The organism is Pseudobacteroides sp., from assembly GCF_036567765.1.
Classification (GTDB): domain Bacteria; phylum Bacillota; class Clostridia; order Acetivibrionales; family DSM-2933; genus Pseudobacteroides.
Window position 1 is genome coordinate 42,937 of record NZ_DATCTU010000122.1, and the last position, 17,472, is coordinate 60,408.

At 37.5% G+C, this 17,472-nt stretch carries 11 protein-coding genes, 1 tRNA gene and 1 pseudogene; 5 read left to right on the forward strand and 8 right to left on the reverse strand.

Annotated elements, in window-relative coordinates:
- Positions 1 to 117: 117 nt before the first annotated feature.
- Positions 118 to 1,266, reverse strand: a complete 1,149-nt coding sequence (gene iadA, locus VIO64_RS20625) for a beta-aspartyl-peptidase (RefSeq protein ID WP_331921634.1) — start codon at positions 1,264 to 1,266, stop codon at positions 118 to 120.
- A 479-nt stretch (positions 1,267 to 1,745) separates the two neighbouring features.
- Between iadA and VIO64_RS20630 the strand changes: the two genes are divergently transcribed.
- Positions 1,746 to 2,387, forward strand: a complete 642-nt coding sequence (locus VIO64_RS20630; protein ID WP_331921635.1) for a LexA family protein — start codon at positions 1,746 to 1,748, stop codon at positions 2,385 to 2,387.
- A 201-nt stretch (positions 2,388 to 2,588) separates the two neighbouring features.
- Here the strand turns inward: VIO64_RS20630 and leuB are convergent, their stop codons facing one another.
- From leuB to spoIID, 3 genes are all read right to left on the reverse strand, one after another.
- The gene (gene leuB, locus VIO64_RS20635; RefSeq protein ID WP_331921636.1) at positions 2,589 to 3,680 is read right to left on the reverse strand and encodes a 3-isopropylmalate dehydrogenase; all 1,092 of its coding nucleotides are present in this window, start codon (positions 3,678 to 3,680) and stop codon (positions 2,589 to 2,591) included.
- Positions 3,681 to 3,807: 127 nt separating this feature from the next.
- Positions 3,808 to 4,704, reverse strand: coding sequence for an AraC family transcriptional regulator (locus VIO64_RS20640; RefSeq protein ID WP_331921637.1), 897 nt, complete (start codon positions 4,702 to 4,704; stop codon positions 3,808 to 3,810).
- 126 nt (positions 4,705 to 4,830) lie between these two features.
- Positions 4,831 to 5,838 carry a stage II sporulation protein D gene (gene spoIID, locus VIO64_RS20645; protein ID WP_331921638.1) on the reverse strand — a complete coding sequence of 336 codons (1,008 nt, stop codon included), beginning with the start codon at positions 5,836 to 5,838 and terminating at the stop codon, positions 4,831 to 4,833.
- A 276-nt stretch (positions 5,839 to 6,114) separates the two neighbouring features.
- On the opposite strand from spoIID, the gene VIO64_RS20650 reads away from it, so the two are divergent.
- From VIO64_RS20650 to VIO64_RS20660, 3 genes and pseudogenes are all read left to right on the forward strand, one after another.
- Positions 6,115 to 6,188, forward strand: a tRNA-Arg gene (locus VIO64_RS20650).
- A gap of 1,242 nt (positions 6,189 to 7,430) precedes the next feature.
- A pseudogene (locus tag VIO64_RS20655) lies at positions 7,431 to 7,688 on the forward strand (acetyltransferase); the annotation flags it as partial.
- A gap of 360 nt (positions 7,689 to 8,048) precedes the next feature.
- A complete protein-coding gene (locus tag VIO64_RS20660) occupies positions 8,049 to 8,597 on the forward strand; it encodes an NADH peroxidase (protein WP_331921639.1) in 549 nt (182 codons plus the stop codon).
- An 86-nt stretch (positions 8,598 to 8,683) separates the two neighbouring features.
- On the opposite strand, the gene VIO64_RS20665 is transcribed toward VIO64_RS20660, so the two are convergent.
- The 3 genes from VIO64_RS20665 to VIO64_RS20675 all read right to left on the reverse strand — a co-directional run bounded on the left by VIO64_RS20665 (position 8,684) and on the right by VIO64_RS20675 (position 13,257).
- Entirely contained in the window at positions 8,684 to 9,421 is a 738-nt protein-coding gene (locus VIO64_RS20665; protein WP_331921640.1) for a hypothetical protein, read from the reverse strand.
- A gap of 221 nt (positions 9,422 to 9,642) precedes the next feature.
- Positions 9,643 to 10,617 carry a DUF5050 domain-containing protein gene (locus VIO64_RS20670; protein WP_331921641.1) on the reverse strand — a complete coding sequence of 325 codons (975 nt, stop codon included), beginning with the start codon at positions 10,615 to 10,617 and terminating at the stop codon, positions 9,643 to 9,645.
- Between the two features lie 288 nt (positions 10,618 to 10,905).
- Complete coding sequence (locus tag VIO64_RS20675) at positions 10,906 to 13,257, reverse strand: glycoside hydrolase family 3 N-terminal domain-containing protein (protein WP_331921642.1); 2,352 nt, start codon at positions 13,255 to 13,257, stop codon at positions 10,906 to 10,908.
- Positions 13,258 to 13,619: 362 nt separating this feature from the next.
- Here VIO64_RS20675 and cax point away from each other — a divergent pair, with 362 nt between their 5' ends.
- Positions 13,620 to 14,666, forward strand: a complete 1,047-nt coding sequence (gene cax / locus VIO64_RS20680) for a calcium/proton exchanger (protein WP_331921643.1) — start codon at positions 13,620 to 13,622, stop codon at positions 14,664 to 14,666.
- A gap of 113 nt (positions 14,667 to 14,779) precedes the next feature.
- Here cax and VIO64_RS20685 read toward each other — a convergent pair whose 3' ends face one another.
- Complete coding sequence (locus VIO64_RS20685) at positions 14,780 to 17,449, reverse strand: glycoside hydrolase family 9 protein (RefSeq protein ID WP_331921644.1); 2,670 nt, start codon at positions 17,447 to 17,449, stop codon at positions 14,780 to 14,782.
- Between the last annotated feature and the right edge of the window lie 23 nt (positions 17,450 to 17,472).

Below are 17,472 nucleotides of genomic sequence, written 5' to 3' on the forward strand. Positions count from 1 at the left end.
GCCAAAAGGGTTAAGAATAGCAGAACTATAAAACCCAGCTTGTACACAATTATGTTGCTTAATACGCAGAAAAAATAATACAGCCCGCTTGCTATTTGATTTATTAATGATGCCATCTTAGTTCTCGTAGCTCCCTTTTTTTATGGTTTTTCCCTCATGCACAAAACTAACTCCATTTATCATGAGTTCAAATATTTTAAGTTCTTTCTCATCCATCACCAAAATATCAGCATCACTTCCGTTGGCTAATATTCCTTTTTGCGGATATAATTTCAGCAGCTGTGCCACATTTAAAGTTACCGTACTAAATACATCTTCAATTTTTAATCCTCTTTCCAATATGCTTTTCTTTAAATCATCAATAAGCATATTTACCTTGCCTACTCCAAGTTCACCGCTGCTATTGGGTATACTTCCGTTTGCATCGGACGAAATAGTCACCCTGTCAAGCCCTTTGCCGCTTTCAATAATTATTGACAATGCATCCGGTACATCATACCCCATTCCGCCGGTACTTCCTGCAGTTAGATCGATGTTTCCTCCCGCTTTTAAATGCTCCAGTCCCTGCTCAAACAGCTTTCTGTTTCTGTTAACATGGGTTGGAACAAACATCTCAACAGGAAATTCAGAATCATTCAAAAGATCGGTTAAAGGTTTCAGCCCGTCCTTACCATCACCTACATGTATATGAAGCACACCTGCCTTGTTGGATATCATAGAGCCTATTTTCACCTCATAGGCAAGTGACTTTAATTCTTTAGTATCAGGGTGGCTGCTCCTGTAATCGGAGATAGCGATCTCCCCTGCACCAATTACCTTGTCAATAAATGTAATGTCTGAAATAACACTTCCTGTGAGCGTTGTTGTTGGCAATCCATAGCTGCCTGTATATATAAATGTGTTAACACCTTCAACTTCCAGGGCCCTCGCCTTTGCAAGCAGGCCTGCCATACTCCTTGTCAGCCCGTCAAAACCTAAAACTCCTACAACAGTTGTTATACCCGCATTCACTATATCCGTCAGAAATATTTCCGGTATTCTGCTGGCCGGGCCTCTTTCTCCCCCGCCGCCAATAATATGAAGGTGTTGGTCAATAATTCCCGGCAAAACGATTTTACCGGTACAATCAATGGTTTCAACATCCCAAAGCCCGTCTTGCGTAATATTTTCCTGAACTTTAATTATCTTTCCCACAGCTATCAAAATATCCATAACTCCCATATACTGTGGGCTATATATCTTCCCATTTTTTAATAGTTTAAACAATACGTCACCTCAAGTCCATTTATAAAACCTTAGTAAACGGCAGAATGCAGTGTTTCATATAATATAACCACTATATAATATATCCACCCATATAATATTAATACATTCACACAAATTTACGTTTGTCTTTCACAATTCCAGATATACACACGTTTCTGTTCATATATTAAATATTTGGTAAATAGCAATAAAAAGTTTCTATATATTATATATTGTTTGTTATGCAATTTTTTATCCTTCCAAGATTTATTTTTTATGTAAACCACAGAAACCCACGTATTACAGCCTTCACAAGACCCTTTTACATTATATGTTAATAGCCTTTCTGAAAATCCGCCTTCATTTTGGCATGTAATAACATGTATCTAATTTACATAAATGTTATTATATAATTTGAATTTTTTCTAAAAGTCTGTTAATATTGTCTTTGATAATTTGTTTTCTTTATCAATATTTCTAATAATTTATTAAAAAGGGTGATGAGTGTGCCTTCTGAATTTGATTCACTTACGTCAAAGCAAAAAAAGATTTATTCAGCAATTGAAACATTTATTAGAGAAAACGGTATTCCTCCAACAGTTAGAGAAATCGGTGAATTGGTAGGGGAAAAGACACCGGGAGCAGTACAAGGTATACTAAACAGGTTACAACAAAAAGGGGTTATAAAGAGAGAAGTAGGTATGGCACGTTCTATCAAGCTTGTTTCTGGAAATTCCCAATACACAGACCCTGTTTATATTCCTGAAGTAAAGAAAATAAGCAAAAGAAATATTGGTGATTTGTATAGCATTTACAATGTTGTCAAATATCAGCCAGTACCTCCGGACTTCCTTGAAGATGCGACAGATTGTTTTATTTTAAACTGTCCTGACAACAGCCTGATTGATAGTGGAATTAAGTATGAAGATGTCTTAGTAATTTCAAAAGGTTCAAGCATATGCGATGGAGATATTGTTTTGATACTATTTGAAAACTCAGCACTTTTAAGAAAGTATTATAAGGGCGAGAATGAAGATTCAATAACTCTTAAAGCAGACAGCAATTTGCTTGGCAGAGAAACTTTCAGCAAGGACGAGGTCATAATAGTCGGTAGATTGGTTGGTAAGTATACCAAATATTAATTGTTATATCGTATAACTGGAGGAGTAAAATCTTATTTGTATTTTTTGTTTTACATCATATTACCTTGAAAAAGTTAGGGGTTAATAACTATTTATGATTAACAAGGTTTAAAATTAAAGGGGCTGTTGCACTAAGTAGTGCACAGCTCCCCTTTTTATGTCTGGAAACTCCCAGAACAAAACCGCTTGCTTGTATAAAATTTATGCTTTAGAAATTTCGCTGTTAATGAGGCTTCCCATTTTAGTTGTCCCAACCAGCTCAGTTCCTTCGCTGTAAATATCACCTGTCCTGTAACCTTTTTCAAGAACCCTTTCAACAGCAGCTTCTATGTCTTTTGCAATATCGTCAAGACCGCATGAATATCTCATCATCATTGCAACCGATAAAATTGTAGCTATTGGGTTTGCTTTGTCCTGACCTGCTATATCTGGAGCAGATCCGTGAATAGGCTCGTACAAACCGAGTGTACCTGCACCGAGGCTGGCTGATGGAAGCATTCCAATAGAACCTGTTATCATGGATGCCTCATCCGACAATATGTCTCCAAACATGTTGGATGTAACAATAACATCAAACTGCATAGGGTTTCTGACAAGCTGCATAGCTGCGTTGTCAACATACATATGATTGAGGGTAACTTCAGGGTATTCTTTGGACATTTTAACAACCACTTCTCTCCAAAGCCTTGAGCTCTCAAGAACATTGGCCTTATCAACTGAAGTCAATATTTTGTTTCTCTTCATGGCTGACTCAAACCCTACTTTTGCAATCCTCTCCACCTCAGCAGTACTATACATTTCAGTATCATAAGCAGCCTCACCCATTCCTTCAACGGAAGTTCTTCCCCTTTTACCAAAATATATACCGCCTGTAAGCTCCCTTACCACCATTATATCGATCCCATCCTGCACTATATCAGATCTTAAAGGGGATGCATTCTTGAGTGAACCGTATATGATTGCAGGCCTTAGGTTTGCAAATAAACCAAGCCCTGCTCTAATAGCCAGCAAACCTGCTTCCGGCCTGATATGGCCTGGAAGCGTGTCCCATTTGGCTCCACCGACAGCACCAAGCAATACAGCATCGCTGTTCTTACATTGCTCAAGTGTACTGTCCGGGAGCGGTACTCCATGAGCATCAATAGCACATCCGCCTATTAGTGCCTCAGTAAGTTCAAATTTGCAGCCATACTTTTTTTCAACTTCCTTAATTGTGGCAATTGCCTGCTTTATTACCTCAGGACCTATCCCGTCTCCAGGAAGAACTGTTATTTTGAATGTTTTCTGTGTCATAAACCAACCTCCCAATAAAAATCCTCTAATTTGTAATTTCAGTAATATCGTAACTCATTATAACTGCATTATATAACAGCAAAAAAATTTATTCTTCCTGTTATTAACCTCATTCATGGGCTATTTTTCATGTTTTTTGACTTATGGACTTCCTATACTTCAATGGCGTCATCTTAGTGTATTTTTTAAATATTTCATTAAATCTCTGCTGGTTGGAGAAACCAATTTCGTATGCAATATCGCTGATTTTTAAGGACTCGTCCGCCAATATCTCTTTCGCCCTTTCTATTCTTACCTTAAGCAGATAGTTAATAGGACTTGTACCCATTTCTTCTTTAAATGCCCTTGCAAAATAGCTAGGGCTTAAGAAAACGTATTTTGCAATATCACTTATTGTTATATCTCTCTCAAAATTATTGTTGATATAATTTACTGAGATTTTTATAAGCTCCTTTACTTTCATACTTTTTCCCATAATGCTGGATTCCCATTCCATTTTTAGGGCTCTTGAAATATATACAAACAATTCCATAACAAGAAGATGATCTAAAAAATCACTTCCTATGTCATTGTTTTGCCTTTCCTTCAAAATCCTGTTAAGTATGGTTATTATCTCATTCCTCTGACTTACTTTCAAAGATATAAAAGCACCTGACTCTTTGCTGCTGACAAAATTAAGAAAATCCTCAAGAGGCACCTCTGAAAACTCGCTGCTGGACTGATTAATAAATTTAAAGCTTAGAACTATAAACTCACAGTCCTCTTCCGATTTAACAACAAACCTGTGGCTTTGGTTGGGCTTTATGATAACTATATCATTCGGGCCTATCGGTACAGGTTGTCCGGATATTTCAAACACCGCGTGTCCCTTTTTTATATAAACCATTTCAAAGAACTCATGCATGTTTGGTTCCATGGACCAGCTTCTGTCATGGATTCTTTCCAATGTTTTAACTATTGCAGGTATGTATCCCGTTGAATTCCTAAGGCTTTCCCATATTTTAGGCTGAGCATCCCTTTGCAAATTATCACACCCTTAACATAACACTTCAAGACGATCTAAACTGCTAATATTTAATTAACTTCCGTTATAAATTATATATATAATATTAATTTCCATCAACCGTTTTATTATTTAAATAATAATTGCTTATTCTGCATTAAAGGCAGCATCGGTCTCTAATTCAACACCTTTATAATAATATTTTAGGATTTCCTGAAAATCCATTCCTTCTTTTGCGAGATGATTTGCTCCCCATTGGCTCATTCCAACACCATGACCATTTCCAACAGTTGTTATATAAATAGTCTTCTTCTTCTCTTCAATTTTAAAGTTTGCAGAATTGAGTGAAAAAATCCGTCTTATATCGGTCCCCTTCATAACCTTGTTTCCCACTTTTAAGGTATTAATTCTCCCTCCCTCGGTAAATGTTAATATTTCTATATTATCAATAAACACATCCTCCTCAAATTCCAGTTCGCCGTATTCCTCTTCCAGCTTTTTCACAAAATCCTCTTCCTTTAAGGAAATAGTTTTTTTATATTCCTTGGCAGCTTCCTCCCCTCTGCTCTCTACACTCTTAAGATACGGAATACTTCTGCCTCCCCAAACATCCTCTATATTTTCCGTTCTTCCACCGCTATTTGAGTGATAAAACGGATTGGCAATGACATTGTTATATTTTATTATGATTCCTTTTGTTTCAACAACAGCCCTTGTAATTTTATCCCAATTAGCTTTTGCAGAGAAAGCACTCCATCTCTTATATGCGTCCTGCTTGCTGATCCATGCCTGACAATGAGCCGGATTGGTACATATATTGGCACCCTTATGTACATCATCCTTAGAACCGTAGATACCGTTTACCCTTCCTAACATATATGTCCTGGCAGCAACAGCTTGAGCCTTCAATGCTTCCAATTCAAAATCCGCAGGCATTTCAGCTGCAACAACCCCTCTAACATATTGCTCCAGATCCATCTCAAGAACTTTATCTTCTTTTGTGTCAAGAACCCTGACCATTTCACTTTCCTGACCGGTAATTTTTTCTTCCTCATATTCATGGATCGTATTTGCAGAGCATCCACGTACAACTAGAAGCGGAAGTATTATTATAATAAAAAACAACAGCAGTGCATAATAAATAATCTTTTTCATATCTTATCCCTTGTAAATCAGATTATCAATAAACAACAGTTCTTCGGGTATCTGAACAAAATCATGAAATGTTTTTGTCAACCTTTATGTTGTTGTGAGAAATTGTCCACAAAATAAATATATTGGATAAGACGGAAAATATTCCATCATGTTATGTATTCTATTGTAAAATCTTATGATGAAGATGCAGCATACTCATAATTTCATTAGCAATTAAAAATTGTTATTGATTTTTTATCTAATTTGTATTATCATATAATATGTTCGTTTAGATTTGCGCCCGTAGCTCAACTGGATAGAGCGTCTGACTACGGATCAGAAGGTTGTGGATTCGATCTCTGCCGGGCGCGTTAGAAGAAAACCTCACAGGTTAAAGCTTGTGAGGTTTTTCTATTTATTTACAATAGTTAGCCAAAAGTTTATTATGGGGGCTATTTGGGCCTATTGGGTTAGAAAGACACTGAAAATTAAGAAGCGAAATTGAGAAATAATAAGACATTAAGGTTGAGAATTACTACGACCGGAGCTATTGGAGAAATGAAAAACTTACAATGAACTCTATTAAAATTTCCAAACTACATTATAGCCTCTCTATAAATAATCAAATTGTAATCACAATGTAATAGGATTTAACATTCTATTCATAGTTCCTTAACTTTAAGGGTATATGATATAAATAACAGGACACCTCCTGATAAAAATAGATCTTTTCCCCTTATATAAAGAGCCGCAAGGCTCTTTTATTATTGATAGTTTCATAAGTTTGGGTAATCAGATTAGGTACTTAAATATAAGATCCCTAATTATAGTTAATAAGATAATTCCTGCTGGTATAATTAAAGCTTTAAGTATGGCTTTTTTTCGGGTTGACCTCTCAAATTTAAAATATTGTATAGAATCCTTGCTAAAGAGCAAATAGCTTAATGTTGGAATAATCAGAAATATTGGAAGAGCACGTGAAAAAGTAGAAACCTTATCTGCTTCTTTATAAATAAATAATTGCTCTATCAAAACTTTTATGAAAATATAAGAAACAATTAAGCAGTAAATCTGCGTGAGCCACCACACCCAACGTTTTCCCCAGGCATTTTACTCACAAAGTACTCCTCCTATATATTGACCGCAAATTTACTAGTAATTGGCTAAAATTTGTTTTTAGAAACTGTTCCTAAAAATTATTTCTATCGACTTTTTGGGTTCTGAATATACAAAGGTGGTTTAGGCCTCTATTTATTATATCAGTTGTTTACAGATATTCATAATAGTAAATAAAATTAATACCTGCCCACATGGTTTGATATGATTATAGAAGAAGGAGATTTTAGTTGGGTATCGATAGCTTGCCGGAGATATGTACACCAAAACAACTTGCAAAGTTTTATAAGTAAGTGATCAAACAATTAAAAGCCACAATTCCAGCCTACGGATCAGAAGGTTGTGGATTCGATACTGATATAATTACATTGGATTTTAAAAATATTGATACATTGCGTCTATTGCAAAATGATGTATTTTTTGATAGTGTGTAGGAAATAAAAATACGTTTTAGCTATATATTACGTATTAAATAGCAATACAAATTTAGAGATGCAGATAAGCTGATTATTGGTAAGTTCTGTGCAATTGCATAAGGGATAACATTCATTATGAACGGAGCTAACCACCGAATGGATGGCTTTACAACGTACCCATTTAATATCTTTGGTGGTGGATGGGAAAAGGTTACTCCGACAATAGAGCAGTTACCTTTTAAAGGGGATACTATAATTGGCGACGATGTATGGATTGGACAGAATGTTACAATTATGCTGGGAGTTAAAATTGGAGATGCTGCTATTGTTGCTGGGAGTTAAAATTGGAGATGCTGCTATTGTTGCTGCTAATTCAACTGCTGTAAAAGAAGTTGCTGGAAGAAGGTTGATTGGAGGTTGTATAATATGGCGAAAAAATGCTTATTGCTCCGCCGCTTGCTTATGATGAAATCAATGAATAGATATTAGGACTCTAATTATAGTTAATGGATAATTCCTGCAGGTATAGTAATTGCTCAAATAAAAATTTAATATTTTTTGTTTAGCCAATTAGCTTACGGGTATAAATATTCTGTGACAATTTGAATTCACTTTTCTAATTAGGTATAAATTATTGTCTATATCTACTATAATTTATAGACACTTAAATATAACAAATCTTAAGGAGGATTTTATTCTATGAAAAAATATGTATGTTCAGTATGCGGTTATGTTCATGAAGGTAGCGAAGCTCCAGACCAATGTCCACAGTGTAAAGCTCCTAAGGAAAAGTTCTATGAGAAAGTTGAAGGCTTGGCTCAATGGGCTGATGAGCATAAGATAGGTGTAGCACAGGGTGTTGACGCAGAAATTCTTGAAGGTTTGAGAGCAAACTTCATGGGTGAGTGTACTGAAGTGGGAATGTACCTTGCTATGAGCCGTCAGGCAGATAGAGAAGGTTATCCCGAAATTGCAGAAGCTTATAAGAGAATTGCTTTCGAAGAAGCAGAGCATGCTGCAAGATTTGCTGAATTATTAGGAGAAGTAGTTTATGCCGATACTAAAAAGAACCTCCAATTAAGGGTTGAAGCAGAACATGGTGCTTGCCAAGGCAAAAAGGACATAGCAACAAAAGCAAAGCAGCTTAATTATGATGCTATTCATGATACAGTTCATGAAATGTGCAAGGATGAAGCAAGACATGGTATGGCATTTAAAGGCCTTTTGGAAAGATATTTCGGTAAATAAAAATTGTTGGAATTATACGCTTATTATGATAGATATTCCTACCCCTATATTATAAGGGTGTGTTTTGTACAAGACACACCCCTTCCTTATAGCTTCATAACTTTTGCAATGTCTCTTACGCTTCCTGAAAATATCTCCAACTGTTGATTTATATTTTTTGATGTCTCGTCCGATATATTATCCCTTAATTCATCAGAATAAATAATTGTTTCAATCTTTTCCAATGTACTTAAAATATAATAGAGCTTTGATTCGCAATCGTCAAGATTGTTTCTGATATGCTTAAGCTCCGATAGAATCTGCTTTTTCTCTGAAATAGCCTTCCCATAGGTTTGCCTTGCACTTTCACTTACGCCTGAATTAAGCTTCATTTCCAGTGACTTGATATCCGTGGTAGCTTGTGCATCACGGCTCGCCAGAAATCTTATCCCTTTCCTATAGCTCATGACGAGATTGGGTATCAACTCTTCAAACACTGCAATCTCAGACATAAACTTTGCTATAAATTGATACTTACCCCTGTCCAGCAGCTTGATATTACCTAATACTACTCCAAGCTTTTCTATTATTGGCGATAACCTATCCCGGGACTCATTAGCAAGCTCTCTGAAATCGTTATAATCCTGCTCCTTTTTTTGCGGCTCCTTCTCTTCTGAAAAGAGTACAGAGTATGTAGCAACAACAAGGAAGATAAGCCCACCCAGCAAAGCACCTGCGGGGCTATTGTAAAACCTGTAAGATACTCCTGTTGCTATGACAGCTACTCCAAAGGCTGCTGCTGACCTCAAATTCAATAATGCATTAAAAAATCCATTATTATTCATATACACATCCTATTTTAGTGCTACACATAAATTATATTTACTCATACCTCATATATTACTATTAAAGCAATTGTTGTATTGATTTTGCAATCTTGGTTGTTGTCGCGAGAATTGAAAATTGTGGTATAGTATATGCTGCATTTTCCCAGATATAAACAAAGCAGCTCCGATAATCTTATTACCGAAGCTGCATGTTTGAAAAATAATTTTTACTAATAAAACTATATCGCTTGGTTACTAGTACCATCAAGCTTTATTTTATAACCGATATATTTGTTATCCCTGTCTGTATTGGTTTCATCATAAACAAGATAATATAACCATTCACCCGCAATATTTAAGTATAAGGACACTCTCTCATTAAGTCTTGAACGCTCACTTCCGTCCTTTTTAATCTTGTACAGTGCCTTATAGGAGGAATCATTTCTGTAATAAATCCAATCTCCTGAAACATTTATAAACGCACATACATCTCTTGTAACCCTTGTTCTTTCAGTTCCATCTGTTTTGATTTTATAAAGCCTGTCCCTATCTCCCCCATCGGAATAGTAAATCCAGTCACCATCAACAACTAAATACCATGCCCTGTTTTCATACAGCTTTACATCCTTTGATCCATCCAAAGAAACCTTGTGCAAGCTGTCTTTTGCATCGGCATTGGAATAATAAATCCAATCCCCTGAAATTGATAAATATTTTGCATCAAAATCATTTATTTTGGTCTTCTTGCTGCCGTCAAGCTTCATTTTATATATTCTGTTTTTTTCAGTGGAGTCGGTATAGTAAAACCATCCCTTGTAATAGGTTAAGTAGGAACAATTGTCTTCATTTATTACTTCACGGCCTGTCCCATCTGTTTTAATTCTGTTTACTTTAAATCCGTCATCCACATTTACATAATATACGTAATCACCGATAACATTTATAAATCTTGGTGTGTCATCAGTTAAAACAACTTTTCCGCTGCCGTCTACTCTTGATTTTGCCAACTTATAATCATTATCAGAAAAATAGATCCAATCCCCGCTTTTAAATACAGTACCAGCGTTGGATACATTGGTGTAAGGAGTTTCTGAAGGACTGTAAATTTCCTGGATTTTCTCCAGCTCACTTGTGTTGTTGTTGCTACTGCATGACGTCAATAAAAGAGAAAATAAAATAAATAAGATACTGACCTTTTTTATTAAACCATTCATTAAACCTGTCCCCTTTTTCTTTTTATGAAATAAGTTTAGCCATATAAAAATAATATGACTTATCCTATATTATTAATTATAATTATAAAATAATAAAATGAAAGCTTTTCTGGAAAAATTCAAAATTTTTTTACAATCTTAGTACAAAATAGCTTCCCATTTTGCAACCCTGATCGTTGTCTTGAGAAATTTTGGTATACAATACACCGTAATCTCTCAAGACGCGTAAGGGTTAAAATATCCCGTCGATCACCAGTGTTTCAAAAGGCCGACAGTCAAATAATACTTTTAATTTGGATAGCTCGCTGAAGTAGCATTAAAGTGTTTTGCCAGAAGAATTATATCCGACATGTTGATTGATTCATCCAGGTTGAAATCATATTCAGCTGCATACTTGGCATCGCCTTTGATTGAATTAAAGACCATAGCCAGATTGATTACATCAGACATGTTTATTGCATCATCGAAAACTCCGTTTTTAGGCAAGTCACCTGCCCACATTTCAACAGGCGAAGACTGCCCTGACAGCACCTTATCAGCCGACAGAACAATATTGTTTACTGTTCTTGTCAAATAACCTGTTTTGCTTATCCTCAATGTGTACCCGGTTGTGTTTGCAGGTAATCCTTTGAATTCAAAATAACCGTTTATATCAGTAACAGCACTAACCTGTTTTCCAACCACCTCAACATTGAATCCCTGCTTGAGTAGAGATGATGTCTGAGCTAAAGCTGCAAAGTCTGGGCTAATGTACCCGCTGAGCTTATAGCCTTCATCAGACTTCATCTTTAAACCATATCCCAATGGATAAAGAGGTGTTTTTCCATCGCCTTCATTCACAGGAATCTGAGCATTGCTTGAAGGCCAAGACATAGGAAGCTTTCCGGTAAAATCATAGTCGCCGAAGAGCACGTCAGATATACCATTGCCCTCAGAACCTGGAAGCCATGCTGCTACAAAAGCTGCTGAATCCTTTATCTGATCGGTAATAATCATCGGTCTTCCAGAAACCAGGACAATTACCATAGGTATGCCTGCACTCTTAACATTGTTTATAGTTTGGATATCATCAGCTGTCAATGACAGATCAGTTTTATCCCCTTTTACTTCTGCATATGGAGTCTCACCTACCACAACTACGGCAACATCATGGCCTTGTGCCCCATATCCGTTTAAGTTGTATGTTACAGTAGATCCTGAACCTACTGCACTTTTTATCCCTTGCAGTATTGTAGTACCCTGTGTAATGTTTCCACTCTTACCCTGCCAGGTTATTGTCCAGCCTCCGCATTGATTACCCATATCATCAGCATTCTTACCGGCTACAAATATTTTCTTTCCGCTTTTTTGCAAAGGTAAAACCTTGTTATCGTTCTTTAGCAAAACCAATGATTTTCTTACAGCTTCTCTGGCAACGGCTCTATGCTCAGCCGAGCCTACCGACGACATAAGACTCCTGTCTGCATATGGCTTTTCAAAAAGCCCTAACTGGAACTTAACCCTGAGAATTCTGGTAACAGCATCATCAATCCTAGAAAGAGGAACTTCCCCTGTCCCAACCAAATCTTTGAGATGTGCTATCACCGTCTTCCAAAGCCTTGGTTCCATATACATATCTACACCGGCGTTGACAGACTCCTTCACACAGTTTCTAAAGTTCGCCTTATCAATGTCTTTTATAGCTTCATAATCTGTCACTACAAATCCGTCAAATTTTAATTCATTCTTTAGAATATCGGTTAGTAAACGTTTATTTCCATGGCACTCCAATCCGTTTATACTGTTAAAAGATGCCATTACTGTCCTTGCACCTGCTTTAATTGCTTCTATGTACGGAGGTAGGTATTTTTCCCTGATCTGAGCTTCCGTTAACACCGCATCACTTGCATCAACGCCGTTTGTGGTAGCACCATCACCTATAAAATGCTTGATGCAGGCTAATATCTTATCATTCTTTGTAAGGTCGGTAATATAGTTGTCTCCCTGCAACCCCTTGGTTGCAGCTACTCCCATTCTTGTAACAATATCCAAATTCTCACTGAAGCCTTCATAGGTTCTTCCCCATTTTTCATTCTGCGGAACCGCTATACAAGGAGCAAAAGTCCAATGAACCCCTGTTGCCCTAACTTCTTTAGCAGTTATCTGTCCGATTTTATATACAAGATTTTCGTCATTTGCTGCCCCAAGGCCGATATTATGGGGAAAAATAGTAGCCCCATACAAGTTATTATGACCGTGCACAGCGTCTACTCCGTAAACAAACGGTATTTGCAACCTTGTAGCCATCGCCCCCTTTTGATAGCTGTCAACCATATCACACCACCCTGTCGGTGTGTTTGAAGTAGGAACATTTCCTCCGCCGCTTAAAATAGATCCCAGGAAATAATTTTTAACGTCATCAGCCGTGGCAGTATGTCTTTCCGGCTGAATCATCTGACCCACCTTCTCATCAAGAGTCATTCTGGACAGAAGATCCTTAACCCTTGCCTCCACAGGCTGGCTTGGATCCTGATAAATGTTTGCTGCCCTCACGGTAACAGGCGTGTTAACAAGCAGCAAGCTGGTGACCGTCACTGCCGATACCATTAAAGATAATACACTTTTTGACTTCCTTCTTATACTTTTTTCCCCTAATAGCATTTTTCTTCTCCCTCTCATTTTGTGATTTTTAAATTGCGGCTAGCTTTATTAATCAAAATTAAATAAAAGCCTCCTTTCCTTTTGAATTATGAACATAATCATTTTATATAAGTAATAGTGAACAAATAGACCAGTGCTGGGAATGATGTCTGTAGAAATCATATATTTATCAGAAATATTGCTATAAGATTAATAGAGTTATATTTTAAATTCTATCATTACAAGTAATTATTTTCAATCGCATTCTGTAATTCTATATAATTCTATACTTCAATCCGTGCTTGTATTATAATTGCCAATAAAATTAACAAATGCTATAATGTTAGAGGTAAAATTAACAATAACCATAAGGAGCAAATAAGATGAAATACTTAAAATTTCTACTTATATTTATTCCAATAAGTATAGCGTGTAAATTATTTAAGTTTGATGATGTTTTTCTTTTCTTCTCATCTGCTGCAGCCATAATTCCGTTAGCAGGAATCATGGGTGAAGCTACAGAAGAAATCTCAGCCTACTCAGGCCCAAGGGTCGGTGGATTTCTTAATGCCACCTTCGGTAATGCTACAGAGCTTATTATCGCATTCTTTGCATTGAAGGAAGGATTGTTTGACATAGTAAAAGCCTCCATTGCAGGTTCTGTTATAGGGAACATTCTTTTGGTCCTTGGTGCAAGTATGTTTGTAGGCGGACTTAAGTATAAAACTCAAACCTTTAATAAAAGTGCTGTTGAGGTTTCATCAAGTATGCTGCTGTTTGCAGTCATAGGCCTTGTTGTCCCAGCCATATTCATGCATACAGTTAAGCCGGAACTCTTCAATTCTCCACGGTACGAAAGCTTGAGTATAGGAATAGCTGCCTTTATGTTTGTAATTTACATATGTGGTCTTTTCTTCTCGTTCTATACACATAAAGACATATACGGAACCAACCATGCTGAAGAGATCAAGTCAAAGTGGAGCTTGAAAAAAGCAATTTCCATCCTTGTCGTTGCAACTGTTACAATTGCTCTTCAAAGTGAGTTCTTAGTAAGCTCAGTTGAATCGGTTACTCATTCACTTGGAGTAACCGAGTTTTTTGTAGGCATCATTCTCATCCCAATTATCGGAAATGCCGCAGAACACAGTACAGCAATTTTGATGGCAGCAAAAAATAAAATGGATGTAGCAATAGAGATCGCTATAGGCTCAAGCCTCCAGATTATACTGTTTGTTGCACCGCTTTTAATATTCCTAAGCCTTATATTTAAGCCTATGGACATGATATTTAACGAATTCGAGCTTATATCCATAATAGTAGCAGTTATAATAGCCAATAAGGTCTCAAATGACGGTGAGTCAAACTGGCTTGAGGGCCTTCAGTTAATAGCAGTATACGGTATACTTGCCATTTCATTCTTAATACTTTAAGTTTAATGGGCACTTACATCGGGAAATAATTTAAGGGGCTGCCACAAGTCAGTCCCTTTATATGTTTGCAATAATCATTTTACTTTTTTCATACAGCTAAGTCCAATAATAAATCAAGGTTCAATTCCGCTTACAAGCCGGCCATTAAGATAGAGCGTTACTTTGTCCCACTTTATGTACTTGTTTGTAGAGGCATTGAATGAATAATCTCCTGTTTGTTCATATTCAGTCCATCCTTCCTTAGCAAACCTTACCTGAACCTCAATGCTTTTACCTGGCTCTAACATATTTGCCTTGCTTGTAAATCCCATTTCCGCATAGCAATCAGCTTTAGCCTTTCGCGGACTCATTTTGACAAACTTGCATATGACAGTATCACTTCCCACTGTTGACCAGTCACACCAGAAATTTTGCCTCTTATCGTCATCACAGGTTAGGTAATATCTGAACTTCACATCTTGTAATTTTATACTTGTACTTCCCCTATTGGTGATCATAAACTTGGGGCTGATTGTGTTTGATTTGGCAGCGGGTATGGAATTATAATATTGGAGACTTATATTTCCAGAGACAGTAACTTTGGATGCAGTACTATCTTTTGCTGCCGTAACTGCCGCCTTTAAGTTATTACTGCCGCTTGCCTCTTTGTTACTTTTTTCAGAGGCCTGACCCGGTTCCACCCCCCCCACCTTAACACTCCCATCGTATACTGGTATATACATGGTCTTAACAACAGAACCCTTTAAAAGGCCTTTATAGGAATAATCATTTTCAGGATTAAAGCTTATATCTGCTGCAATTCTGAACTGAACTTCCTTCTTGTATGCAGACTGCCCTCCCGGTCTTATTTCAGTTCCGTGAAAATCAACTGTGATATAATAAATATCATCCTTTAACTGTTTTATTCCGGAAATTTTTGCACCACCCTGATTGTGATTCAGGCTGATCTTAAGGCTATCTGGGCTTTTGCCGGCCTGCTTTAATTCACTCAAGTCCATAAAGTATCTGAAGGACAACTTACTGCTGCTTCTTGCCGGCCATCCCGACATGTTGTTTAATAAAGCTTTTATCTCAACGAAATTATCTGCTGCTGCATTGACGGAAGCTTCAACAAAGAACTCATCCTCTGCCTTTTCAAAAACCTTGAAGCCTTCTATTGGACTTCCTCCATAGAGAAGATACATTTTGGCAAGGGCTCCTGTAAATCCTGCGTTGTAGTCACATGCTACCTCATTATTTGTATAATTACCGATTTCATCCTTATAGCCGTCATCACTGCCTGGACCTCCAACAAGAGCACCATAGAGAACGTGCCTGTGATGTTCAGGTACCGTCTGATTGTCTGCCCAGGACCCATGTGCAGTCCTATGGTGCGGATGCTGGGGCGGATTAGTACCATAACCCACTACAAAGCTTCTCCCGGAGCTTCCAAGTGCATACTCAATCTGCTTTTTGGCAAAGTCTCTATATTTTTTTGTCTTATCTTTACTGCACCCTTCCCAATCTGCATAAACGCTTGCCACAAAAGCTTCTGTAGTTGAGTAACGCAGCGAACCCCATTGATCAAGCCACGCCAACCCTTTAGGTGTATACTTGATTTTTTCGGCACCAACACCTGCCCAGTAGTCAAGATGTCTTTCTATGGATTCCTTATAAATAGATTTCTCGGTAATCCTTGCAAGAAGCAATTCTGCACCATTATGAACATCATCCCAGCAAAATGCCCATTTATATGCTATTGTATCTGTCTGCGGTTCTCTTTTCCAATTGGCTACATAGCCTTCAGCCTTGGATAGATAGGAAGATTCCTTTGTTGCAATATAAAGCCAGGCTCCCGCCCACGAAAGCTCATCATAAAAGCCGCTCCAAGACTTGTAAAAGCCCTCTGCCTCGGTGTATCCGCTATCACTCTTAGTGCTGTCGGCAAATCTAAAAAGCTCCTTTGCATGCCTTAGGCATTCATCGGAATACCTAGGATCGCTTTCTTCAAATATAACAGACGCTGCTGCTAAAGCCGCTGCAGTTTCTGCTACTACTGTCGAACCCGGTTTGGATTTATCCACTTTGTATGCAGGCCTTGCCATACTCATGGCCTCCGCAGGTCCCCACCATCCATGATCGGCATTTCCGTTTCCAACCTGATAATAAAACTCATCCGGCTTTGTGTGGCACTTCATAAAATAATCCGTAGCCCACCTAATATTTTCTAGCATATATTTTAACTGACCGCTCTTTATATAGGCCTCTTTATATTCATAAACACTCCAACTGAGAACTGCAGCACTATACGCCATAGGAAGTCCAAACTTCACATGGTCCCCTGCATCATACCACCCGCCTGTAAGATCTACTCCAACATCCGCACCGTCCTTCAATCCGGAGTCTCCCCTCCAGTTCATGCGGAGATTTTCCTCATCCAGGTTTCCCGACCTCTGACATTCATAGAAAAATATAGATTTTTGCAGTGCCTCACCAAAATTGTAGTCTCCAGTTGCAGGTGGTTGAGCCGGAAGCTTTTCATAAGTTTCTTCCAACTCCTTGTTATTTTCGCCATCCAAATTGTCCGCCGATCTACTTTTATCTTCACCATTAGGTGGTTCTCTTTCTGTCAAGTCAGAAATTTTTACCGAAGGTGCATTGGTTTTTTTACTGCCTTTGCCGGAACTCACCAGCTCTTTTGCCATAAATGCCATAAACAAAACAAGAAAAATTGAAGCAAAAATGATTATAAATTGCTTTGCTTCCTTCTTGCCCAGCTTAAAGTCAAGGTTATTTGGTTTCATTTTTCCATACTCCATTGTAATGT